The 20,570-nt window shown below is 63.6% G+C and carries 19 protein-coding genes and 3 pseudogenes; 14 read left to right on the top strand and 8 right to left on the bottom strand.

The window, feature by feature from the left end:
- The first annotated feature begins 66 nt into the window (after positions 1–66).
- The 8 genes from pnuC to QYS36_RS10400 all read left to right on the top strand — a co-directional run bounded on the left by pnuC (position 67) and on the right by QYS36_RS10400 (position 6,442).
- The gene (gene pnuC / locus QYS36_RS10435; RefSeq protein ID WP_308839415.1) at positions 67–639 is read left to right on the top strand and encodes a nicotinamide riboside transporter PnuC; all 573 of its coding nucleotides are present in this window, start codon (positions 67–69) and stop codon (positions 637–639) included.
- Position 640: 1 nt separating this feature from the next.
- Positions 641–1,684, top strand: a complete 1,044-nt coding sequence (locus QYS36_RS10430) for an AAA family ATPase (protein WP_308839414.1) — start codon at positions 641–643, stop codon at positions 1,682–1,684.
- An 89-nt stretch (positions 1,685–1,773) separates the two neighbouring features.
- Positions 1,774–2,940 (top strand): zinc-dependent alcohol dehydrogenase, encoded by a 1,167-nt coding sequence (locus QYS36_RS10425; protein ID WP_308839413.1) that lies wholly within the window; start codon positions 1,774–1,776, stop codon positions 2,938–2,940.
- Positions 2,941–3,274: 334 nt separating this feature from the next.
- Positions 3,275–3,628 (top strand): DUF3509 domain-containing protein, encoded by a 354-nt coding sequence (locus QYS36_RS10420; protein WP_308839412.1) that lies wholly within the window; start codon positions 3,275–3,277, stop codon positions 3,626–3,628.
- Positions 3,629–3,921: 293 nt separating this feature from the next.
- Positions 3,922–4,431, top strand: a complete 510-nt coding sequence (locus QYS36_RS10415; RefSeq protein WP_308839411.1) for a DUF892 family protein — start codon at positions 3,922–3,924, stop codon at positions 4,429–4,431.
- A 78-nt stretch (positions 4,432–4,509) separates the two neighbouring features.
- Positions 4,510–5,058, top strand: a complete 549-nt coding sequence (locus tag QYS36_RS10410) for a hypothetical protein (protein WP_374990440.1) — start codon at positions 4,510–4,512, stop codon at positions 5,056–5,058.
- 120 nt (positions 5,059–5,178) lie between these two features.
- Complete coding sequence (locus tag QYS36_RS10405) at positions 5,179–5,787, top strand: SCO family protein (RefSeq protein ID WP_308839410.1); 609 nt, start codon at positions 5,179–5,181, stop codon at positions 5,785–5,787.
- A 22-nt stretch (positions 5,788–5,809) separates the two neighbouring features.
- The gene (locus QYS36_RS10400; RefSeq protein ID WP_308839409.1) at positions 5,810–6,442 is read left to right on the top strand and encodes a cytochrome c oxidase assembly protein; all 633 of its coding nucleotides are present in this window, start codon (positions 5,810–5,812) and stop codon (positions 6,440–6,442) included.
- A 36-nt stretch (positions 6,443–6,478) separates the two neighbouring features.
- On the opposite strand, the gene QYS36_RS23980 is transcribed toward QYS36_RS10400, so the two are convergent.
- The 3 genes and pseudogenes from QYS36_RS23980 to QYS36_RS10390 all read right to left on the bottom strand — a co-directional run bounded on the left by QYS36_RS23980 (position 6,479) and on the right by QYS36_RS10390 (position 8,590).
- Positions 6,479–7,279, bottom strand: coding sequence for a methyl-accepting chemotaxis protein (locus tag QYS36_RS23980; protein ID WP_374990446.1), 801 nt, complete (start codon positions 7,277–7,279; stop codon positions 6,479–6,481).
- A gap of 57 nt (positions 7,280–7,336) precedes the next feature.
- Positions 7,337–8,125, bottom strand: a pseudogene (locus tag QYS36_RS23975) (MCP four helix bundle domain-containing protein); the annotation flags it as partial.
- 225 nt (positions 8,126–8,350) lie between these two features.
- Complete coding sequence (locus tag QYS36_RS10390) at positions 8,351–8,590, bottom strand: hypothetical protein (protein WP_308839407.1); 240 nt, start codon at positions 8,588–8,590, stop codon at positions 8,351–8,353.
- A 217-nt stretch (positions 8,591–8,807) separates the two neighbouring features.
- On the opposite strand from QYS36_RS10390, the pseudogene QYS36_RS23970 reads away from it, so the two are divergent.
- Positions 8,808–9,908: pseudogene (locus QYS36_RS23970) on the top strand (HAMP domain-containing protein); the annotation flags it as partial.
- Positions 9,882–10,766, top strand: coding sequence for a methyl-accepting chemotaxis protein (locus QYS36_RS23965; RefSeq protein WP_374990445.1), 885 nt, complete (start codon positions 9,882–9,884; stop codon positions 10,764–10,766). The pseudogene QYS36_RS23970 and the gene QYS36_RS23965, both read left to right, overlap by 27 nt.
- Before the next feature lie 220 nt (positions 10,767–10,986).
- Here the strand turns inward: QYS36_RS23965 and QYS36_RS10380 are convergent, their stop codons facing one another.
- The 3 genes and pseudogenes from QYS36_RS10380 to QYS36_RS10370 all read right to left on the bottom strand — a co-directional run.
- Positions 10,987–11,373 carry an NUDIX domain-containing protein gene (locus QYS36_RS10380; RefSeq protein WP_308839405.1) on the bottom strand — a complete coding sequence of 129 codons (387 nt, stop codon included), beginning with the start codon at positions 11,371–11,373 and terminating at the stop codon, positions 10,987–10,989.
- 271 nt (positions 11,374–11,644) lie between these two features.
- The gene (locus QYS36_RS10375; RefSeq protein ID WP_308839404.1) at positions 11,645–12,052 is read right to left on the bottom strand and encodes a DoxX family protein; all 408 of its coding nucleotides are present in this window, start codon (positions 12,050–12,052) and stop codon (positions 11,645–11,647) included.
- 444 nt (positions 12,053–12,496) lie between these two features.
- A pseudogene (locus QYS36_RS10370) lies at positions 12,497–12,664 on the bottom strand (general stress protein); the annotation flags it as partial.
- A gap of 348 nt (positions 12,665–13,012) precedes the next feature.
- Between QYS36_RS10370 and QYS36_RS10365 the strand changes: the two are divergent.
- Both QYS36_RS10365 and QYS36_RS10360 read left to right on the top strand, forming a co-directional pair.
- Positions 13,013–13,276 carry a DUF1652 domain-containing protein gene (locus QYS36_RS10365; RefSeq protein WP_308839403.1) on the top strand — a complete coding sequence of 88 codons (264 nt, stop codon included), beginning with the start codon at positions 13,013–13,015 and terminating at the stop codon, positions 13,274–13,276.
- 41 nt (positions 13,277–13,317) lie between these two features.
- Positions 13,318–13,572, top strand: coding sequence for a hypothetical protein (locus QYS36_RS10360; protein WP_308839402.1), 255 nt, complete (start codon positions 13,318–13,320; stop codon positions 13,570–13,572).
- A gap of 13 nt (positions 13,573–13,585) precedes the next feature.
- Here QYS36_RS10360 and QYS36_RS10355 read toward each other — a convergent pair whose 3' ends face one another.
- Entirely contained in the window at positions 13,586–16,123 is a 2,538-nt protein-coding gene (locus tag QYS36_RS10355; RefSeq protein WP_308839401.1) for a PAS domain-containing protein, read from the bottom strand.
- Between the two features lie 370 nt (positions 16,124–16,493).
- Between QYS36_RS10355 and QYS36_RS10350 the strand changes: the two genes are divergently transcribed.
- Positions 16,494–18,296 carry a sensor domain-containing phosphodiesterase gene (locus tag QYS36_RS10350; RefSeq protein ID WP_308839400.1) on the top strand — a complete coding sequence of 601 codons (1,803 nt, stop codon included), beginning with the start codon at positions 16,494–16,496 and terminating at the stop codon, positions 18,294–18,296.
- Between the two features lie 82 nt (positions 18,297–18,378).
- Positions 18,379–19,011, top strand: a complete 633-nt coding sequence (locus QYS36_RS10345) for a LysE family translocator (protein WP_308839399.1) — start codon at positions 18,379–18,381, stop codon at positions 19,009–19,011.
- 83 nt (positions 19,012–19,094) lie between these two features.
- Here QYS36_RS10345 and QYS36_RS10340 read toward each other — a convergent pair whose 3' ends face one another.
- On the bottom strand, positions 19,095–20,561 hold the full coding sequence (locus QYS36_RS10340) for an alanine/glycine:cation symporter family protein (RefSeq protein ID WP_308839398.1): 1,467 nt from the start codon (positions 20,559–20,561) through the stop codon (positions 19,095–19,097).
- Between the last annotated feature and the right edge of the window lie 9 nt (positions 20,562–20,570).

Genomic DNA, 20,570 nt, shown 5'->3' with positions numbered 1-20,570 from the left:
CGCCATCGACCACCCGCATGGCGCCCACCTCTTTCCTGACCTGGCTGCCCTGACAAGGATCCGTTGATGCCCAGCCCCCTGGAGCTGTTTGCCAATATCGCCAACCTGATCGCCGTGTGGCTGGCGGCGCGCAACAGCGTGCACACCTGGTCGGTGGGTATCCTCGGCTGCCTGCTGTTCGGCTGGCTGTTCTTTACCGTGCAGCTGTATGCCGATGTCACCCTGCAAGGCTTTTTCATCGTCACCAGTGTGATGGGCTGGTGGGCCTGGCAGCGTGGCAATGCCGGCGGCGAGTTGCCGATCAGCCGCACGCCGGCGCGGGCATTGCTCGGCTATCTGGCCATGGCGGTGATCGTTGCCGTCGCCTACGGTCTGTTGCTGCATCGCTTTACCGATGCCTACGCGCCCTTGGTGGACTCCCTGGTGCTGACCTTCAGCGTGCTGGCGCAGCTGCTGCTGATGCGCCGACGCCTGGAAACCTGGTATGGCTGGCTGCTGGTCAATACCCTGGCCGTGCCGCTGTTCGCCTCTCGCGAGCTGTACCTCACGGCCGGGCTGTATGGCCTGTTCTGGTGCAATGCCTGGTACGGCCTGTACCGCTGGCGCCGCGCATTGCAAGCACAGGAGCGGTTGGCCTGAGATGGGCAAAGCCTTTCGACGCGGCCTGGTGGTCGGCAAGTTCGCGCCGCTGCACCTGGGCCACGAGCTGCTGATTCGTACGGCGCTCGCCCAGTGCGAGCAGCTCTTTCTGCTCAGCTACTCGTTGCCCGAGCTGCCCGCTTGCGAGGCGCCGCGCCGCCAGCGCTGGCTGCAGGCGTGCTTTCCCGAGGTGCCGGCGCTGGCGGTCACCCCTGTGTGCATCCAGGCCTGGCGCGGCGAGGGCAAATTGCTGCCCGATTTGCCGCACAACGAAGCGCCCGATCACCAGCAGCGTCAGTTCGTCGCCGAGCTGTGCCAGGTGGTGCTCGGCACCACGGTGGAGGCGGTGTTCACCAGTGAAGGCTATGGCGATGGCTTTGCCGCGCACCTGGCCGCGTGTTTCGGTCACCCGGTGCAGCATGTCTGCGTCGATCAGGCCCGTACTGCCGTGCCGATCTCCGGCACCCGCTTGCGTGAGGATCCCCACGGCCTCAAGGGGTTTCTCGCGCCGCCGGTGTATGCCGATTTCGTCGAGCGGATCGTGCTGCTGGGCGGCGAGTCCACCGGCAAGAGCAGCCTGGCCGCAGCCCTGGCGCGGGCGTTGGGTAGTGTGCATGTCGCCGAGTTTGGCCGTGAGCACTGGCTGGCCAAGGGCGGCGTGCTCGAATACCACGACCTGCTGCATATCGGCCGCACCCAGGTCGCCCACGAGAACGCCGCTGCCGAGCGCGCCAATCGCTACCTGGTCTGCGACACCTCGCCGCTGACCACGCTGTTCTACAGCGGCGCGATGTTCGGGCGCGCCGAGCCCGAGCTGCAGCGCCTGGCTGAACGGCCGTACGCGCACACCTTCTTGTGCGCCGACGATTTCCCTTTCGTGCAGGACGGCACCCGCCAGGACGACCGCTTTCGCCGCCGTCAGCAGGCCTGGTATCGCGACGAATTGCAGCGCCGCGGCTGGGCCTATCACGAGCTGCACGGCACGCTCGCCGAGCGCGTCGCCCAGGCCCTGGAAATGCTGCAAAGGCCCGTACCACAAGCGTAAGCGGCCACTCATCCTCGCGGCTGAACCAAACCGGCCGGCGTTTCCTCGGACTCTAGAACAGGCCCACAAACCTCGTTCTGGAGAGCAGCATGCGTGCATTGACCTACCACGGCAGCCACGACGTTCGCGTCGACAACGTACCCGACCCCGTCATCCAGGAGCCGGACGACATCATCCTGCGGGTAACCGCCACCGCGATCTGCGGCTCGGACCTGCACCTGTACCGCGGCAAGATTCCCCAAGTGAAACACGGCGATGTGTTCGGCCATGAGTTCATGGGCATCGTCGAAGAGGTCGGCAGCGCCGTCACGGCGGTGCGCAAGGGCGACCGGGTGATCGTGCCGTTCGTGATCGCCTGCGGCAGTTGCTTCTTCTGCGACATGAACCTGCATGCCGCCTGCGAAACCACCAATGACGGCCGCGGCGCCATCCTCAACAAGAAGCAGATCCCCTCCGGCGCCGCGCTGTTCGGTTACAGCCACCTGTATGGCGGCATGCCCGGCGGCCAGGCCGAGCTGGTGCGCGTGCCCAAGGCCAATGCCGGGCCATTCAAGATCCCCGACGAGCTCGATGATGAGCGCGTGCTGTTTCTCACCGATATCCTGCCGACCGGCTACCAGGCAGTGATCAATGGCGGGGTGAAGGAGGGCAGCAGCGTAGCCATCTACGGTGCCGGCCCTGTAGGGCTGATGGCCGCTGCCTGCGCGCGGATGCTCGGCGCCAGGCAGATCTTCATGGTCGACAACCAGCCGTACCGCCTCGAATACGCACGCGCCACCTATGGCGTGGTGCCGATCAATTTCGACAAGGTCGATGACCCGGCCGAAGCGATCATCGAGCAGACCGAAGGTCACCGCGGCGTGGATGCCGCGATCGATGCGGTGGGCTTCGAAGCCAAGGGCAGCGCCACCGAGACCCTGCTCACCCAGCTCAAGCTCGAAGGCAGCAGCGGCAAGGCGTTGCGCCAGTGCATCGCCGCGGTGAGGCGCGGCGGCACGGTGAGCGTGCCGGGTGTCTATGCGGGGTTCATCCACGGTTTCCTGTTTGGCGACGCCTTCGACAAGGGGCTGACCTTCAAGATGGGCCAGACCCATGTGCACGGTCTGCTACCGGATCTGCTGGAGCGCATCCAGAGTGGTGTGCTGCAGCCAGAGGTGATCATCAGTCACCGCATGAACCTGTCCGATGCTGCCGAAGGCTACCGCCTGTTCGACAAGCAGGAGGACGATTGCCGCAAGGTCATCCTGCGACCTTGAGCCGTGCCAATGGCGGGCCGCCTACGGGCGGTCGTGCCACGGGACATTGACCAGTGCTGCCTATATAAAGGCAGTATTTTGTTGCTTTGTAAGCATTGTAAATTAACTGGTAAACAGCGCTGTAAATAGGTGTCAGGATAATCTTCGGTAGTTGTATTTTGATGGCATGCAAAATGCGGTGCCCCTGAAGTTGTATCTTGCACTTTGCATTGTCGGCGGGTGCGAAAGTTGCCTGAAGTGCCCTGTTTACAGGTGTTTACTAACTTCCTTGAATTGGCATGCAGTGTGCAATATCGAGTGACGTTAAATCGTCATTCACCAAGGGAGTTTTCCAATGACTGCTGTTGCCATTGAAGTGCTTGCATCTGCGCTGCCTGATCACGAAATCACGTTGACGCCGCGCCCGGATGGAAAATTTCTGCTGACAGTTGCCAAGGGTGGCGCGACTCAGCTGTGCAGGGCGGTGGATCGCCGTACCGTGGTTGATCAGAACGAGCTGCGTGCCCTGGCGCACGAGCTCGAGCGCGACCAGAAGCTGGTCAGCGGCGAAATCTCCTGGAAAGGCACCGGCGCCCGCTGGGTGCGCCGCCAGCTGCCCACCTTCACCGGCGCGCCGGTGAGCCCGACCGCCGCCAAGATGATGTGGACGCGTCGCAGCCTGGATCATCGCCAGCGCCCGACGGCCTGAGCGCCAGCTGTTTCCGAGCCCCGCACTTCGCGGGGCTTTTTATTTGCAGCCGCTAGCCCGCATATCTATACAAATAACTTTATACAAGCGGATGTTTGTATAGGTTATTCAGGGCGTGTGCAGGAATTAATGGTTTTATTCATGGTTACTTCAAGTTGGGTTGTTCAGTGTGGGGTCAGCCCTCTTCGATAAATGTGTGGGCTGTAAATAACCGCTCGTCCTTAATTGCGAACGTATTGGTTGGCGGCTCGTTCCCAATAATGAATCTTCAATCACGTTCGGAGCGAATGATCATGGCGACCAAGACCGAAAACCTGTTGAGCTGGCTGCGCGACGCCCATGCCATGGAGCAGCAGGCCGAGCAGATGTTGAAAGCGCAGGCATCACGCCTCGAGCATTATCCCAAGCTCAAGACCCGTATCAAGCAGCACATCGAGGAAACCCAGGGCCAGCGCGAATTGCTGGAAGGTTGCCTGGAACGCCTTGGCGAGAAACCCTCGATGCTCAAGGATCTCGCCGGCAAGCTCAGCGCCTTCGGCCAGGCGGTCGGCGGCTCGGTGATGAGCGATGGGGTGGTCAAGGGTGCGATGAGCGGCTACGTGTTCGAGAACCTCGAAATCGCCTCCTACACGGTGCTGATCGCAACTGCCAAGGCGGCTGGCGACCGGGAAACCCAGCGTGTCTGCGAGACCATCCTGCCCCAAGAGGAGGCGATGGCCGAGTGGATCAAGAACCACCTGCCTGAGCTCACCGACGCCTTCCTGACCCGTTCAGAAGCGCCGGACACCGAAGCCAAGCGCTAATTGCCCAGGCGACGCCGTACAGCGCGGCTGCACGGCGTCGCCGTCATCACTCACCTTCTTCGTATCGGTACCTTCCTAGTGTCCAGAATCATCATCTCCAGCGATCCCGAACCCCCTGCGGAAAACGGCGAAGTCTCCGACTCGATGATGTTCGGCACCCCCAAGGAGCGCCTGGATTTCTACCGGCGGGAAATCCAGTACGAAACCAATCTGATGGCCGATCGCACCAACGCCTACCTCGCGGCCCAGTCGTTTCTGGTGATCGCCTACGCCTCGTCGATGGCCAACGCCAATCCGGGCTGGGGCGACCTGTTTACCCTGGTGGTACCGACCCTGCTGGCGCTGCTGGGTATCGTCAGTTCGCTGAATGCCTGGCCGGGCATCCGCGCCTCGGCGGCGATCATCGGCCACTGGCATTTCAAGCAGGAGCAGTTGCTGCGTAGCGAGCCCCGGTTCGGCCATGCCTATGACGAGTCGCCGCTGTTCAGCGAGCACGAATCCAGCCAGGACAGCTATTACAAGTCGCTGCGCTTCTCCCTGCGCTCACCCTGGATGTTCACCGTTTTCTGGGCCGGCCTGGGGGCCTTCTCGGTCTGGCTGCAACTGTCGTCGACGACCAAGGTCTGAGCAGCGGCGCCTGAGACCTGCGGTTACCTTTTACAGATCGCACTGCAGCTGATCACCTGCGGTCAGTAAGTCGAGGCAGGCACTGGGGCGCTGCCGGCGCTGGGCGAGGAGGCCGCGTACGTGAAACCCACCTGGATCGCCAGCGCTGTGCTCATCCTGTTGCTGCTCGCGGCCTTGCCGCTGTCCTTCCAGCTGTGGCCGGCGCCTGTTCCGCTGGCCGCGGCCGTGGATGGCGGCCAGCGCATCGGCGGGCCGTTCGAACTGCAGGGCCCCGATGGGCGGCGCGTGACCGAGCAGAGCTTCGAGGGCCAATGGCTGCTGGTGTTCTTCGGCTTCACCCGCTGCGCCGATGTCTGCCCGACCACCCTGGTGCAGATCGCCAAGCTGCTCGACGGCCTCGGCGAGCAGGGCGCCCGCCTGCAGCCACTGTTCATCAGCCTCGACCCGGAACGCGACACGCCGGAGGTGCTGGCCGCCTACACGAGGTTTTTCGATGAACGCATCCTCGGCCTGACCGGCAGCCCGGAACAGATCCGCCAGGTTGCCGACGCCTACGGGGTATACGTTCGCAAGGTGCCGATGGGCGATACCTACATGCTCGACCACACCGGCTCGGTATACCTGATGAGCCCGGCTGGTGAGCTGGTCAGCCTGATTTCCCCGCAGAGGACGGCGGCCGATGCGGCGCGGGAAATCTCCGCCGCCCTTGCGCAAGCCGGCAATGGCTGAGCGGCCCGGGGAGGGCGCCGCCGTGGGTAAAACTGCACGCAACTGGCCGCTGCTGCTCGGTTTCCTGGTGCTGGCCGCCTGCTGGCTGGGGCCGCTGCCGGCGATGAGCCGCACGGCGTTTTCCGCCCACATGCTCTTGCACCTCGGCGTGGTGGCGCTGGCCGCGCCGCTGCTGGCCATCGGCCTCGCTCGCGCCGGCCTGCGGGTGGATGGGCTGCGCCACAGCAGCGCCGGGATCGCGCTGATCTTCACTGCCGAGATGGTGGTGGTGTGGGGCTGGCATGCGCCGCCGCTGCATGAGGCGGCAGCGCTCAACGTCTGGGCCTTCGTTGCCCAGCAGGCCAGCTTTCTCGCCGTCGGGCTCGGTGTCTGGCTGCTCGGCTTCGCCAGTGACTCACGCCGTGGCCTGGCGGCAGCGATGTTCGGCTTCTTCCTGACCTTCGTGCACATGACCATGCTCGGCGTGGTGCTGATCATGGCGCCCAAACTGATCTATCCGGCCGAGTTGTGCCTGGGCGCGTTCGGCTTCGAGCAGCTGGAAGACCAGCGCTTCGGCGGCATTCTGATGGCCGCGTGGAGCGCCGTGGCTTATCTGGGCGGGGCGGTGGTGCTGGGCGCGCGCCTGCTGTCGTCGACCAGCACGGCGAGGCCCTGAAGATACGCCGCCAGCACCAGGCTGGCGGCGCAGGCGTTACAGCTTGAAGTTGCCGACCAGCTCGTCGAGTTGGCGCGACAGGTTCTGCAAGTTGCTGCTGGCGTCGTTCAACTGGTCGGCGATCACTGTGGTTTCCTGGGTGAACTGGTTGATCTGCTCGACGTTGCGGTTGATCTCCTCGACCACGCAGGACTGCTCCTCGGTAGCCGTGGCGACCTGGATGTTCTGATCACTGATCTGGCTGATGTGGCCGTTGATCTGGGCCAGCGCCTCGGAGGCCTTGCCGGCGTACTCGACCACCCGTTCGCTCTGCTGGCGGCCCTTGGCCATGGCGTCGACCGCCGAGCGCGATTCGGTCTGCAGGCGGTCGATGACCTTCTGGATCTCTTCGGTCGAGGCCCCCGAGCGGCTCGCCAGGGTGCGCACCTCGTCGGCCACCACGGCAAAGCCGCGGCCCTGTTCGCCAGCGCGGGCGGCTTCGATGGCGGCGTTGAGCGCCAACAGGTTGGTCTGCTCGGAAATGCTGCGAATGGTGCCCAGGGTAGCGCTGATCGCCTCGATCTGCCCGGCCAGTGCGCCGACCACCTTGGCGGTCTGTTCCAGCTCGCCGTTGAGCGCGTCGATCTGCCGGTTGGCCTGGTCCACTACCTCACGGCCGCCATTGGCATGCTCGGTGGCTTCGCGGGCCACGCGGGCGGCGTTCTCGGCGTTGCCGGCGATTTCGTTGACGGTCGAGCCCAGCTCGTGGATCGCTGTGGCCACCTGCACGGTGCGATCGCTCTGGGCCACGCAGTTGCTCTGGGTCAGGCGGGCGCGCTCGGCCACGTCGCGGGCCATGGTGGACAGCTGGCGGGAGTTGCCGGCCAACTGCTGCATGATGCCGTGAACCTTTTCCAGGAAGCGGTTGAAGCTCTGGGCGATGTCGCTCAGCTCATCGCTGCCACTGAGTTCGATGCGCGAATTGAGTGCCAGGTTGTCGGCGGCATAGCCCAGGCTGCTCTGCAGGGTGGAGACGCGGCGACGCAGGTTGGTGACGATCAGCCAGGAGGCGACGAACGACACCAGCAGGCCCAGGGCGATGATCACCAGCTGGCGTACGCGGCCCTGCTCATAGTTGTCGGTGCTGCGCTGGTTTTGCTGCTCGGCCTGCTGCAGCAGGGTGTCGAGCAGTTCACCGGCGCCCTGGCGCATCACGCCGTAGCTCTTGGCGTACTGGTCGCGGTAGATCTGCTGGGCACGGGGCATGTCACCGGCGTCCAGCGCCTGCAGCATGGGCATGAGCTCGGCGCTTACCATCGCCTCGAACTGATCCAGAAGGCGCTGGGCCTGAGCCCGGCGCTCCGGATTGACCTGCGCCTCGACGGCATGGCGCATGGCCTCGCGCATGCCGGGGATGTCCTCGTTGAGCGCTTCCTGCACCCGGGTTTTCACTCCACGCTCGTCGCGCAGCGCGGTTTCCTGCAGCAGCATCATGTCGATGCCCACGCGCATGCGCGGAATTCGCGAGGCCGCTTCAGCCATGGCGCGCATCGGCGCGGACGTATTGAGGTAGAGCGCGCTGGCCTCCTTCTGCATGTTCGACATGCTGTTGAGGCTGGTCATGGCGACCAGAATCAGGGCGATGCAGGGGATGGCGACTGCAATGATTAGGCGGGTCTTGAGTGTCAGTGTGTCGAGGCGCATGGGTGCAGTTCCATGTCATTGAATTTTGCCCAGTATAGGGGGGGCAGTGATCTCATGTCGCCATTATTTTCGGTGGCCCGAAAAGCGCTGCGGCAGAGCCCGAATTATCACAAAGCGCTCTACCGTGCCAGTACGCCGATGGCGGCAATACGCGCAGATCCTGCGCCCCTGTTGTTCAGTTCGCGGAGCCTGCGCGAGAGCCCGCCGACCCCTGTTGATGCGCGGTTAGGCCGGCAAGGCCAGCAACCCTGAGGTGTTGCTGGGCAACGGTGTGGCGCTGCTGGCCACGCCGTTCAAGATGAACGAGGTGCTGGAAAACGTCCGGCCCTCGCTTTCCGGACACTGAAGCAAGCCTCGCTGCCCGACGGGCGGCGGGCAGAGACCGGGATACTTCACCACGGCGCCGACGCTGCCGATCGATTGCGCATCCGTGCCATGTGCTTTCGCCATCGTGCGAACGGACACGCGCGCTTCACTCTCGGCGCACCGGTGCGCGGGCGTCGCAGTCGCCATGGCGGCAGGGCTTACAAAATTTACAGTTTCGTTTTTGCCCGCCGATAGGGTGGGTCACACCGTGGGAAAACCGGCCATTTCACTGGGCAGGCGTTTCACGCTGCTGCAGGTGCCGGCGCGCACGTGACCAAAGGGCTTTGGCCTATTCGCATCATCAGGGAGTTACTCAATGTCCATTGCCAATCTACTGCTCAACATGAGCGTGAGGAAAAAACTGTTCAGTGGTTTCGGCCTGATCCTGGCCATTACCTTGGCAATCGTCTGGGTCGGCCAGTCGGCCCTGCAAACCACCTTGCGGCGCTTCGACATATTACTGGGGGTCAGCAGCATCGACGCCAGGCTGACCGAGGCGCGCCAGCAGGAAAAAAACTTCATCCTGCGTGGCGACGACAAGTATCTGCAGCAGGCCGAGGCCTTGACCGACCAGGTCCAGCAGCAGGCCAAGGCCAGCGAAAACCAGATGCAGCGCCCGCAGAACAAGGAGTTGATGCGCAAGATCCAGGAGGACGTGCAGGGCTATCGCGATGAACTGCAGAGCCTCAAGCAAGCCACCGAAAATAGCCAGTCGGCGCAGCAGGCCATGGAAAATGCAGCCCGCGCCGCGCTCGAGCGCTTCGCGGTTGTGGAGGAGCGCCTGCGCAAGGCCGCCGTCGAGCAGATCCGCCTGAGCGGCGACCAGACCAGCATCGACGTGCTGAGCCAGGCCAACCAGGCCAATGCCCTGAGCATGGAGCTGCTCGAGGCACGCCGCCGGGAAAAGGACTTTCTGCTGCGCGAGGACGAGCAGTACGCCAAGTTGCTCCAGCAGCACTTCGTCTCGCTGGAACAGAAGGGCCGCGCGCTGACGCGTGAGCTCGATGATCCGTCCGACCGGGCCGATGTCGAGGCGGCGTTGGCGCAATTGCAGCAGTACAACGAACAGTTCGGCAATGTGCGCAAGTCCATTGTCGCGTACGACAGCACCGAAGAGGACATGACCGAGCGGGCGCGTCAGGTCGCGGCGGCCGCCGAGAAAGCGCTGGAGCTGCAGTTCAACCTGCTCAACCGTGACGCCAGCCAGGCCAAGACCATGCTGTTCAGCGCCGCGGCCATCGCCTTCGTGCTGGGGCTACTGTGCGCGCTGCTGATCACCCGCATGATCGTCGGCCCCCTGCAGCGGGTGGTCAGCGTGGCGCGGCAGGTGGCCAAGGGCGACCTGTCCAGCGATATCAAGGCCGACCGCAATGACGAGCTTGGCCAATTGATGCAGGCCATGCAGGACATGACCCTGAGCCTGCGCGACCTGCTGGGGCGCCTGGGCAATGGCGTGGCCCAGCTGGCCACGGCGGCGGAGGAGCTGTCGGCGGTAACCGAGCAGACCAGCGCCGGGGTCGCGCAGCAGCGCATGGAAACCGAGCAGGTGGCCACCGCCATGAACGAAATGACCGCCACCGTGCTGGATGTCGCACGCAACGCCGAATCGGCGGCCGAGTACGCGCGCAACGCCGACGAGCAGACCCAGGAAGGCCAGCAGACCGTCCAGCAGGCGGTATCGCGCATCGAGAAACTGGCGGTGTCCATCGAGGACTCGGCCCATGCCATCGAGGCGCTCAAGCATGACAGCGGCAATATCGGTACCGTGCTCGACGTGATCAAGGGCATCGCCGAACAGACCAACCTGCTGGCCCTCAACGCGGCCATCGAGGCCGCGCGGGCGGGCGAATCGGGGCGTGGCTTCGCGGTGGTAGCCGACGAAGTACGTGCCCTGGCGCGCCGTACCCAGGAGTCCACCGAGCAGATCGAGGGGCTGATCGGCAATCTGCAGAGCGGTGCGGAGAAGGCCGTGGCGATGATGGGGCAGAGCTGCGCCCAGGCGGAAACCACGGTGCACGCCGCCAAGCAGGCCAACAGCGCGCTGAACGCGATCAATGCCGCGGTCTCGGAAATCCAGCAGATGAACCAGCAGATCGCCACCGCCGCTGAGCAGCAGAGTTCGGTGGCCGAAGAGATCAACCGCAGCGTGTCGAGCATTCGCGACGTGGCCGAGCAATCCTCGGCAGCCACCGAGCAAACCTCGGCGGCCAGCGTCGACCTGGCGCGCCTGGGGGCCGATCTGCAAACCCAGGTCAACCGCTTCAAACTGGCATGAGCCAGCGTCGCTGAACCTGCCCCGGCGTCGTGCAGCAGCGCGGCGTCGAGGTTGCGCCGAGCCGTGGTCGGCTGCGACTACAGGCTGGCGGCCTGGTGGCCCAGAGCGCCCGGGCGGGTTGCCGATATCGCTGGACAACGGCGTGTCGAGCACGCCTGCGAGCCGTTCTTCAACACCAAGCCGAGGGGGCAGGGCACCCCCATGGACATGCCGCCGCCGATCAGGCGGGCTCCCGGGAATTACCGGGGAAGTACAGCTCCAGTAGCTTGCGCGCGGACTTCTTGATCGCCATGTCCAGGTCGGCGGTGGAGAACCAGCGGCAATCGGCGATTTCGTTCAGCGGGCGCGCAGCCAGGGTTTCCGGCACCGTGACGCGAAAGACGTGGTGCGGGCGGCTGTCGAACTGGTGCAGGGCGAGAAACTCCAGGCCCTGGCTGTCCAGCCCCGTTTCTTCGCACAGCTCACGCAGCGCGGCTTCGGCCGGGCCCTCGTTGGCTTCGATCTTGCCGCCTGGCAGGGTCCATTTCGCGTCGGCCTTGCGCACCAGCAGGACTTTGCCGTGCTGATGACAGATGACGGTGGCGCGGTGCTTGGCGGATTTGATCATGGTGTTCCCGAACGTCGGTTGCAGTGTTCATACAGGGTGCGGGAATGGCAAAAAGTTCGGACTGTTTGACCACTGACCGGCATTGCTGCCACGCCCCACAATCCGACTCTAGACGCTTGCGCGAAGGATTTCAGTCACGCTGCGTGCCGTATGTCGAATTGATCACGGCTTGCCCTTGCCGATCGTGAGTTTGCTGCGGCGGGCCCGCTCGGAAGGTGCCGTCGAGCGGACACCCGATCACCCGATAGAGGCCAACAGCATGCAAGGCGGCTCATTGCCAGGGCAGCCGCTGGCCCAGCGCGAACTTTCCGGCGCCGGCGATCAGCAGGGTGGTGAAGATGATCGCCAGCAGCCAGGCAAATTGCCCTTCGCCCAGGCTCCATTCAGGGTGCACGACTGCCAGCGACACCACCAGCACGGCCAGTACCGGCAGTGTGGCGAGCCGGGTGAACGTTCCGGCGATGATCAGCAGCGGGCACAGCACCTCGGCGAAGATTGCCAAGCCGAGCGTCAGCTGCGGGCCCAGCCCGAACGGATCTTCGATCAAAGCGAGCTCGGCCTGGAAGTTGAGCACCTTGGGCAGCCCGTGCACGACCAGCAGCAACAGGCTGCCCGTCACGCGTAAAAACAGCAGTGCCCAATCGTGGGGGTGTCCTTGAGGTACCGTCGCAGTATTCATGAGGCCTCCTGTGTGAAGGCTTCACTGTGTGCGTCTGCCCGGCGTAGGTCTTGTATGGCTGTGCTCGATGAGCCTGCACCTGTTCACCACCAGTCGAATTTGCAACACAGTGGCAGTCGGCACCGTTCTTGAATAACGGGTGCCCCGTTCCAATGGCGGTGGAGAGCTGTTGCCGAAATGAAGTAACGGGTGGGTGCGCTGTTATAAGTTTGTACGCGTGTTGGTTTTGTATAGGAAAGAGTGTTTTTTGATAAAGAATTTGTTTGCAAATGGCACTCTTGTACCGCTTTTTTAAACACTGGCGAGTAACGCTGTTGGTGGGAGTGAATTGAAAAATTGTACAAGGGTTTATTATGTACAGCTTATAGGGTGTTAGTTGTTGTTTGGCCGCTTCATCCCGCTATAAAAAAATCCAGGCCCTGGGCAGGGCCTGGCTTGTCGCTGTCAGGATTCCTGCTTACTGCCACCGCCACCGCCATGACTGTTCTGGCCGCCCTTGCGGCCTGCTTCTGCGGCCTTTGCACGGTCGTTGGCAAAGTTGCCGCCGCTGTTCTTGCCGCCCTTGCGGCCTGCCTCTGCCGCCTTGGTACGATCATTTGCAAAGTTGCCTGGATTGCTATGAGCCATTTTCATCTCCTTGTCGTTCAGGGGTGAGGCATGCCTCAGGAAATACGAATTAAGTTCTGCGCAATTCGTTCGAAATGAATGGCGTGCTTTAGGATGAACGGCAACCTCGACGGGTAGTGCGTTGTGAAGGTTTAAACGGAGCGTGCAAAATGCAGGGGTCGCCCGGCATGTTATTGCATTGTGCATGATGAATATTTTGAACAGCGCTGTTTTTATTGGAAAAGTTTTTGGCATTCTTGATGCACGGATTTTAACGGCGAACTTATTGGCCTATCGCCGCCAGGCACTTTCTTTCATATATAACTACGCGCTCAGCGTTCGAGGTGAGTCGTGATGATGTCCATCTTGGAACAACGGCAGATCATTGAATCCGCCTTTCTGCCCTTAAACTGCCGCTGCACCATCGAAGCCGATGACAGCATGACCCTGGAGATTCGCGCACCCCGGAACGATCAGGTACTGCTGCGCGCCGCTGGTATCCAGCGCGGCGAACTGTCCAGCTCCCGTGCCATCTCGCAATTGGTATTGCGCCTGCGTCAGCAGCTGACGAGCGGGGAGACCGAGAGCCGTGCCCGGCCAATGGGCTCCCTGGCTTGAATGGCCGCGCGTTGATCATCAGCAGTAGAAAAGGGGGACCCATGAGTAACGAGCCAATGGATAGCCTGTGGGCCGAGCAACGCGGTAGCGTCCTGGCCCAGGCCCTGGGCATAAGCCGCGAGGAAGTCGAGCAGTGGGTGATCGACGATTATCCGGACACTGAATCCGAGGGGCTGCTGGCCGGCCACGTCGTGGAACTCTCCGACGAGGCGCCAGCAGCGCTGGTCGAGAAGCTCGGCGGCACCTCTGTCAGGTTGCCGCCGCTGCCATTCAAGCAAGGATTGGAAGGCGCCTGATCCACCTGTCGGCTCAGCTGGCCGAGTGATCGGCGCTCAGCAGCCGTGCCAGGCGATCAGCCAGGTCGCGGCGCCGGAAGGGCTTGGCCAGCACCTCGAAGCTGCTGATCTGGGTGGGCGTCAGGTTGGCATAACCGGTGATGATCAACACCGGCAGGTCAGGCATTCGCTGGCGCAGTTCCTGGGCCAGTTGGGCACCGGTCTTGTTTTCCATGATGTGGTCGGTCACCAGCGCATCCGGGCGCAGGCCTTCTTCGATCAGTTTGAGGGCCGCCGCGGCAGAATCCACTTCGGTCACTTGATAGCCCAGGTCGAGCAATTGCAGGCTGGTGGTATCGCGTACCAGGGTTTCGTCATCGACCAGCAGGATATGCGTCGGGCGCGCTGCGTGCGGCACTTCCTCGTCACGCTCGGGCTTCTCGCAGGCGGCCGGTGCATCGGTGGTCGGCAGCCACAGGCTGACCCGGGTGCCGTGCCCTGGCGACGAGTCGATGGCGAAGCCGCCGCCCGACTGCACCAGCAAGCCCTGGACCATCGACAGGCCCAGGCCGGTGCCCTTGCCCACGCCCTTGGTGGAGTAGAACGGCTCGGCGCAACGGCGCAGGGTTTCTTCGTCCATGCCACAGCCCGAATCGCTCAGTACCAGGCGGGCATACTGGCCACCACTCAGGCCTGCCGGGTTCTCGCCGTGCACCTCGTTGAGTTCGGCAACGATGCTCAGCCGGCCGTTGTCGCCTATGGCATCGCGGGCGTTGACCGCCAGGTTGAGCACCGCCAGCTCCAACTGGTGCGGGTCGATGAACACCGTGGGCATGCGTTCCGGGATATCGATGCGCAGCTCGACCATCGGCCCCAGGGAGCGCTGGATCAGGTCGCGCATGTTGCGAATCAGTGTGCACAGCGCCACGGGTTGCGGCTTGAGGGTTTGCCGGCGGGCAAAGGTCAGCAGCCGGCCGACCAGAATGCGCGCGCGGTCGGCAGCCTGCAGCGCGCCATCGGCCAGCTTGGTGCAGCGCTCGTCCGGCAGGCGCCGGCGAATCAGTTCCAGCGAAGCCATGATGGGCGTCAGCAGGTTGTTGAAGTCGTGGGCGATGCCGCCGGTGAGCTGGCCAACCATCTCCATCTTGTGGGCTTCATGCAGCTGCGCGAGCGCCGCCTCCCGCTGCGCCACCATGGTGGCGACGCGCTCTTCGAGGGACTCGTTGAGCTCGCGCAGCTCGGCCTCGGCGCGCACCCGTTCGCTGATGTCGACACACACGCAGATGGTGCCGACGACCTTGCCCTGTTCGTCGAGCAGCGGTGAAACGTGATTCTGTACCCACACCATGCTGCCATCGGGGCGGCTGTGGCAGCGGCTGTTTTCGAACGGGCGGCCATGGCGAACGCTGTATTCGCAGGCCGAGGTGACCGGCGCGCTTTCCCCCGACTCGGCCAGCTCGTACAGGCACTGACCGAGCAGTTGGGCACGGCTGCGACCGACGATCTGGCAATAGTGATCGTTCACACGCACCAGCTTCATGCTCGCGTCGCACACGGCGATGCCGGCCCCGGCCTGGTCGAACATGGCTGACAGCTGCGTGGAGCTCTGCCGCAACGCCACCTCGGCGCGGGCGTGGGTGATCCATACCCAGGCGAGCTTGGCGGTTTCCTCGGCCAGCTGGATTTCGAAGTCGGAGAACAGGTGCTGGCTGTCGTGCTCGATCACCAGCACCGCCTCGAGTACGCCATGGCGCACCACGGGTACATGCATGGCAGCCGGCGCGGCGTCGTCGCCTTCCTGGATCAGCGGCCGGCCGGCCAACAGCACCGCGTTCTGCTCGGCACTGTAAGGTTGCAGCGCTTGGCCGCAGGGCGCCTGGGGTACCACGCTCTGGCGCAGACCCACTGTCGCCTCGGCATCGAGGTTTTCAGCGAGGAACACCTGGGAGGCGTTCAACTCTTCGGCCAGCCTGCGCAGGATCAGGGCCTCGACCTGATCCGGCTCACTGACCGACGGCAGCGCCTGGCCCAGTTCGAGCAGAAAGGCCTGGCGGCGCTCGAACTGCACGCGCTGAGTGGTTTCATTGACCACGCACAGCACACCGCCAACCGAGCCGTCGGCTTCCCGCACGGCCGAGTAGGAAACATCGAAATACACCGCTTCGCCGCGGCCATGGCGCTCGATGTAGAAGGGGCGATCCTTGGCTGAGAAGGTCTCGCCGGTTTCACGCACGCCGCGCAGCAGCGGCTCGAGGTCGTCCCACAGCTCCGACCAGTTCTCCACCGCCGGGCGGCCGAGGGCACGCGGGTGCTTGTTGCCGATGCTCGGCGCGTAGGCGTCGTTGTACAGGGCGATGTATTGGGGGCCCCAGAACAGCACGATCTGCGCCTTTACTGGCAGCACGGTGCTCATCAGCGTCTTGAGGGCCGTCGACCAGCCTGCAGGGGCTCCCAATGGCGAGGTACTGCTATCGAGCGCGTGCAGCAGCTGGCCAGCCTGCCCGCCATTGGCGAGGAAACCGAGGCGCTCGGTGAGCAAATCGTCGGGTGCTGGCTTGGTCAACTGATCCATATCATCAAGGCGAGCGCAGTAATGGGAGGCAAACGGGGGTGTCTGCTAGCTAAGAGCGTTCGAAGCGGCTGCGCGTTCCGCTTTCTTTCGCGTTGTCGACTCGCTGGCGCCAAGCCGCTGCGCCTGCTTGATGGTGGATGTCGAGTGAGCGCCAGTCTACTCGCTGACCGCACTCCACTTCTTGAATGCGGTCTGATATTCAGCAAGCCGTCGTCGCTGCCTGGATGCGCCGTGTTGCCAACCGCCGAGCGGTCGTAAAGATTCACGCAACTCCCTATGGGCTGTGATGTCATTTGGTTATCATCTGCCGGAAGGTCTGCGAAAGAGATTCCGGCACCCTTTTTTGCACGCAATAACCGAGAGAAGAACAATGCTGGCTCCTTACCCACCTCTGCCGATGAACGAGCTGAGCCGGCAGCGGCTGATCGATGAGCATCCGTGCTTCGTCGAGGGCAACAGCGATACGTTTCTCGATGAAGTGGTGAAGATCGCCGCGCTGTACTTCAACACGCCCATTTGCCTGATCACCATTCTCGACCGCAAGCGCCAGTGGTTCCGCGCGCGCGTGGGTACCGACCTGCAGGAAACCCCACGGGCCGATTCCTTTTGCGCCTATAGCGTGGCCCTCGGCGGCAGCGTCGAGGTCTGCGATGCCCAGCAGGACGAGCGCTTTCGCGGCAACCCGCTGGTCACTGGCGAGCCCGGCATCCGCTACTACGCCGGCGTGCCGCTGGTGCTCGACGGCGGGCTGGTGCTCGGCAACCTGTGCGTGATCGACACCCAGCCGCGCCCGCTGATGTCCGCTGCCGACCAGGCCATGCTGGAACAGATCGCGCGCCTGGCGGTGGCCCGCCTCGACGAGATGCGCGCCGCCGCCTTCATCGACGGCACCACCGGGCTGTACAACCACGCCAAGCTGGACGAAGACATCAGCGATGCGATCGACAGGGGCGAAAGCCCGTTGGCCGTGGCGATCGAACTGGTGTCGCCGGCGCAGCTCAACGACATGCTCAAGTCGCTCGGTTTCCAGTTCCTGACCGACTTCACGCTGGCCGTGAAGAACCTCCTGCGCAGCCTGCTGCCGGCCAGCTGGGAGCTCTACAAGATCAGTGCCTTGCGCTTCGCCTGTGCAGTGCCCGGCAACCAGCTGGAGCAGGCCGAGGCGGTATTCGCCACGCTGCGCGAAGCCTTCGGCAAGCCCATCCATTGCCAGGAGCTGCCGGTGCTGCCGCAGATCGGTATCGGCGTGCTGCGCCTCGAGCCCGGCGCGGTGCCCGAGGACTGGATGCGCCTGATCGTCTGCGCCGCCGATGAGGCGCGCCGAACGGGGCAGGGCTGGGCCTATTACGATGAACAGATGGACGCCGCGCAGCAGCGCAGCAATCGCCTGCTCAACGACCTGGCTGGCGCGGTGCGTGCCGATGACCAACTGCGCCTGGTGTTCCAGCCGCGCGTGGATCTGAACAGCGGAGCCTGCCTGTCCGTGGAGGCGCTGCTGCGCTGGACGCACCCGATCCTGGGCGAGATCAGCCCAGGCGAATTCATCCCCCTGGCCGAGCAGACGGCGCTGATCCACGCGGTCAGCTTCTGGGTCATCAACCAGGCGATCAACCAGATCGATGCCTGGCGCCGCGAGGGCGCGAACCTCAAGGTGGCCATCAACGTATCGGCGGCGGATCTCAACAACGATCACCTGACCGACGAGATCGTTCGTCTGCTGGCGCGCCACGAACTGGATGGCTCGTGCCTGGAAGTGGAGTTCACCGAGAGCGCGCTGGTCGGCGACTTCTCGGTGGTGATCACCCAGATCGAGCGGCTCCAGGCCATGGGCGTGGAGATCGCCATCGACGATTTCGGCAGCGGCTACAGCAACTGGTCGTACCTGCGCGACATCCCGGCCAACACGGTGAAGCTCGACCGCTCGTTCATGGACGACCTGCAGCCGGGCAGTAAGGATTGGAACATCGTGCGCGCGCTGATCAGCCTGGCCCGAGAACTGGGCCAGCGCGTGGTCGCCGAAGGCATCGAGACCGAGCACACCCTCAAGGTGATCCGCGACTGGGGCTGCCAGGAAGCCCAGGGTTTCTATATCTCGCGGCCGCTGGAGGCCGGTGACATGCTGGCCTGGCTGAATCGCTGCACGTTCGCCACCAGCAGCTCGGAAATGGCATGAGCCGCCTCGGTTGAATTCGGTGCTGCCTGAAAAATTTGGTTACTGCTAGCATCAGGCTCGTCAGCCATCACGAGCCGCCGCCATGGCCCTGCATCTCTGGTTCACGTTCTTCCTGGCCTATCTGGCCACCACGCTGACGCCGGGGCCGAACGTGCTGCTGGTGGTGCGCAACGCGCTGCGCCACGGGCCGACTGCCATGGGCGCGACTCTGGTTGGCAACCTGTCTGCCCAGCTGCTGGTGGTTACTGGGGTCGCACTCGGTGTGGGCGCGCTGCTGGTCGCTATGCCATCGGCATTTCTGGCCCTGAAAATCCTCGGAGCGGGCTACCTGATCTACCTGGGTGTGCGCCAACTGTTCAGCCGCAAAGTAGCCGTCAAGGCGACTGAGGCTGCGACGACCGGCAGCCCGGTGGCGAAATGGCGTATCGCCGGTGAGGCCTTTCTGGTCTCGATCAGCAATCCCAAATCGATGATCTTTCTGTGCGCCTTCCTGCCGCAGTTTCTGCAGGCGGATCGTTCCGTGCCGCTGCAGTTCATCATCATGTACCTGACCATCGCCGCGGTGGTGATCAGCGTGCACCTACTCTATTGCTACACCGCCTTTCGCTTCAGCAAACACCTCAGCGCCGGCTATTGGGTTGCGCTTATCAGGCGCCTCAGTGGCGCGCTGTTCATCGGCCTGGGTCTGCGCCTGCTGACCGCCCGGGCGGTGTAATCCGTCAACTGTTTGCTGACTGCCGATAGCAGAACGCCGACCTGGGCAGGTCGGCGTTGTTGCCTGCAACGCTGGGCCTCGCCTTAGTTCTTCAGCGCCGTGGTGGCCGATTCGCTATAGGTTTGCGCGTGGGTGACGTGATCGCTGCCGTCCCAGCATTCGATGTTCTTGAGGTCCGGCATGTCGTCGCGGTGGAACACCGGCTCCACGCCACGCTGACGCTGTTCGCGGTAATGCTTGAGCAGGCGGGCGACGGTGCCGGCCAGTGGCACGATGGCGATCAGGTTGGTGAGCGCCAGCAGCGGCATGAATACGTCCGCCATGGACCACACCACGGACATATGCACCACCGAGCCGATCATCACGAAGGCCATCACCGCCACCCGGAACAGGTTGAGCAGCAGCTTGCTGCCGAACATGTACTGGATGTTGGATTCGCCGTAATAGTAGTTGCCGATCACCGAGGTGAAGGCGAACAGCAGGATGGCCAGGGTCAGGAAGTGCAGTGACCAGTTGCCCAGCTGTTCGGCCAGCGCCCACTGGGTCAGGCCGGCGCCCATGGTGCTGTCGCCATAGGCATGGCTGGGGTCGGCCAGCAGCACGATGATCGCCGTCATGGTGCAGATCACCATGGTGTCGAAATACACGCCCAGGCTCTGCACCAGCCCCTGCTTGACCGGATGAGACACCGACGCCGTGGCACTGGCGTTGGGCACCGAGCCCATGCCGGCTTCGTTGGAAAACAGCCCGCGACGCATGCCCATCATGATCGCCGCACCCACGCCACCACTGGCGATCTCGCGAAAGCCGAACGCATGGGCGAAGATCTCGCCGATCATCGCCGGCACCTGGCCGATGTTCAGCACGATCACCAGGGTGCCGAGCGACAGGTACATCACCGCCATCACCGGCACCACGGTCACCGATACCTTGGAGATGATCTGCACGCCGCCAAAGATGATCGCGCCGGTCAGCACCGTCAGCACGCCGCCGATTATCCAGCTCAGGTTCGGGTTGCCGTCCTCTCCACCGAAGGAAGTCTGCATCACGTCGATGATCGAGTTGGCCTGCACCGAGTTGAACACCAGGCCGTAGGTGATGCTGATCATCACCGCAAAGGTGATCGCCAGCCAGCGCCAGCCCAGTGCGCGCTGAATGTAATAGGCAGGCCCGCCGTGGTAGCGGTAATGCTTGTCGGACTTGTACAGCTGGCCCAGGGTCGACTCCACGAAGGCGGTGGCGCCACCCAGCAGGGCCACCATCCACATCCAGAACACCGCACCCGGGCCACCCAGCGCGATGGCCGTGGCCACACCGGCGATATTGCCGGTACCCACCCGCGACGCGGCGGAAATGGTGAATGCCTTGAAGGACGAAATAGCCTTCTGGTCGCCGTGGTTGCGCTCGGTGATCACCCGGAACATCTCCGGGATCATGCGCACCTGCACGCCGCGGCAGACCCAGGTCAGGTAGGCGCCGCTGAGCAGCAGCATGGGGATGGCAAGGTAGGTCCAGAGCAGGCCGGAGAAGGCGTCAAGCAATGCAGACACGGGCGTCTT

It is taken from the genome of Pseudomonas sp. G34 (assembly GCF_031119625.1).
GTDB lineage: Bacteria > Pseudomonadota > Gammaproteobacteria > Pseudomonadales > Pseudomonadaceae > Aquipseudomonas.
This window is presented reverse-complemented; position numbering and strand designations above follow the sequence as displayed.

Excerpts from the sequence above, each read along its gene's own strand:
- QYS36_RS10355 (WP_308839401.1), bottom strand. The coding sequence starts at position 16,123 with ATGGATCAGTTGACCAAGCCAGCACCCGACGATTTGCTCACCGAGCGC.
- QYS36_RS23980 (WP_374990446.1), bottom strand. The coding sequence starts at position 7,279 with ATGGCCCGCGACGTGGCCGAGCGCGCCCGCCTGACCCAGAGCAACTGC.
- QYS36_RS10430 (WP_308839414.1), top strand. The coding sequence starts at position 641 with ATGGGCAAAGCCTTTCGACGCGGCCTGGTGGTCGGCAAGTTCGCGCCG.
- QYS36_RS10345 (WP_308839399.1), top strand. The coding sequence starts at position 18,379 with ATGGCCCTGCATCTCTGGTTCACGTTCTTCCTGGCCTATCTGGCCACC.
- QYS36_RS10415 (WP_308839411.1), top strand. The coding sequence starts at position 3,922 with ATGGCGACCAAGACCGAAAACCTGTTGAGCTGGCTGCGCGACGCCCAT.
- QYS36_RS10380 (WP_308839405.1), bottom strand. The coding sequence starts at position 11,373 with ATGATCAAATCCGCCAAGCACCGCGCCACCGTCATCTGTCATCAGCAC.
- QYS36_RS10365 (WP_308839403.1), top strand. The coding sequence starts at position 13,013 with ATGATGTCCATCTTGGAACAACGGCAGATCATTGAATCCGCCTTTCTG.
- pnuC (WP_308839415.1), top strand. The coding sequence starts at position 67 with ATGCCCAGCCCCCTGGAGCTGTTTGCCAATATCGCCAACCTGATCGCC.
- QYS36_RS10420 (WP_308839412.1), top strand. The coding sequence starts at position 3,275 with ATGACTGCTGTTGCCATTGAAGTGCTTGCATCTGCGCTGCCTGATCAC.
- QYS36_RS10425 (WP_308839413.1), top strand. The coding sequence starts at position 1,774 with ATGCGTGCATTGACCTACCACGGCAGCCACGACGTTCGCGTCGACAAC.
- QYS36_RS10375 (WP_308839404.1), bottom strand. The coding sequence starts at position 12,052 with ATGAATACTGCGACGGTACCTCAAGGACACCCCCACGATTGGGCACTG.
- QYS36_RS23965 (WP_374990445.1), top strand. The coding sequence starts at position 9,882 with ATGCAGGCCATGCAGGACATGACCCTGAGCCTGCGCGACCTGCTGGGG.
- QYS36_RS10360 (WP_308839402.1), top strand. The coding sequence starts at position 13,318 with ATGAGTAACGAGCCAATGGATAGCCTGTGGGCCGAGCAACGCGGTAGC.
- QYS36_RS10350 (WP_308839400.1), top strand. The coding sequence starts at position 16,494 with ATGCTGGCTCCTTACCCACCTCTGCCGATGAACGAGCTGAGCCGGCAG.